The sequence below is a fragment of the Candidatus Termitispirillum reticulitermitis genome (genome assembly GCF_054655775.1).
Genome location: NZ_BAAIHG010000155.1, coordinates 1 through 1,192 on the forward strand (window position 1 = coordinate 1; position 1,192 = coordinate 1,192).

Genomic DNA, 1,192 nt, shown 5'->3' on the forward strand with positions numbered 1-1,192 from the left:
CCATTTATTCCTGATAAATTGATACCTCGCTGCAGAAACGGATATAGCGTGAGTGGCACCCGCATATCCTCATTATAATTAGCCGATACGACTAAAGCATTTTGATTAGTGTATTTTATAATGGACGAAAGTATATCTCCGCCCATAGTATCTATAACACCATCATAGACAGGAGGCATAAGAAAACTTTCCTTGCTCTCGCTTAGCTTAGAAAAACTTTCAATTTTAGAAACCCCCAGCCGCTCTACATAGTCGCTGGTATCATTTGCATCTGTCACATACGCAGTTATATCATAGCCAATATAGTTTAAGATAGCCGTTGCCATAGCACCTATATCAAAGGATGCTCCGGTAACTGCTATTTTACACTCCTTATTTGGAGCGATGCCCGCACTTAACAGCTCCATAGCGACAAGTCCAGAAACTATTCCCGCAGTGCCAAATGAGATAGCATCCCACATAGTAAGCCCAATAGGAATGGGTTGCACCCAATCCACAGGCACAGACACATATTTTCCAAAACCGCCTGCTATGCGACTACCAAGCCCGTAACCAGTAACTATAACCTCATCCCCATAGTTAAAGCGTTCAACATTAGCATCAACTACCACACCAGCAACGTCAATACCCGGTATGAGTGGGTATTTTATGCCGTCCGTTCTCCCACTTAAAACGAGCGCATCATAGTAGCTGAGAGCAGAATACTTTGTCTCAATAATCACATGAGACTCGTCCAGCCCACCAGCTGAAGTCATCACCTGCTTTCTCACATAACCATCAGAGCCATTCCGTTGAACAACTAGCGCACGGTATGAATCCATCTATTCCCCTTTATTACATAGACGCTTTCGCGCCATTATCACGCAAGGTAGCATCACAAACACCTAAATGATACATCATGTGCGATTGCGCAATTAAAAGTTTGTCCAATACCGTTACCTTGCGACCGAATAAATCAGTTTCTTTCCCTAAATCAGCAAAGTTCACGCAACGATAAAACTCCTCTGTAGCAACCTTCATATCAGCAATCAACTTAGAGACCTCTGCCTTAGTAGCAGCTCTGCCATTGTAGCTTTCACGCAAGATAGTCGCCTTGCCGTCCAATGGCATATTCACCTCACATTCAAATACCTTGCAAGCAACACCAGCGGCATGATAAATCTGCCGCCAAAATGGGTCGCCACCACAACCT

General features: G+C 44.0%; 2 protein-coding genes. Both read right to left on the reverse strand.

What is annotated here, in order from left to right; genetic code table 11:
• Positions 1 to 821, reverse strand: an 821-nt coding sequence (locus AC1MDJ_RS07960) for an alcohol dehydrogenase catalytic domain-containing protein (protein ID WP_479690385.1), incomplete at its 3' end; no start/stop codon positions are given.
• Positions 822 to 834: 13 nt separating this feature from the next.
• Positions 835 to 1,192: hypothetical protein (locus AC1MDJ_RS07965; protein ID WP_479690386.1), on the reverse strand; the 358-nt coding region annotated here is incomplete at its 5' end.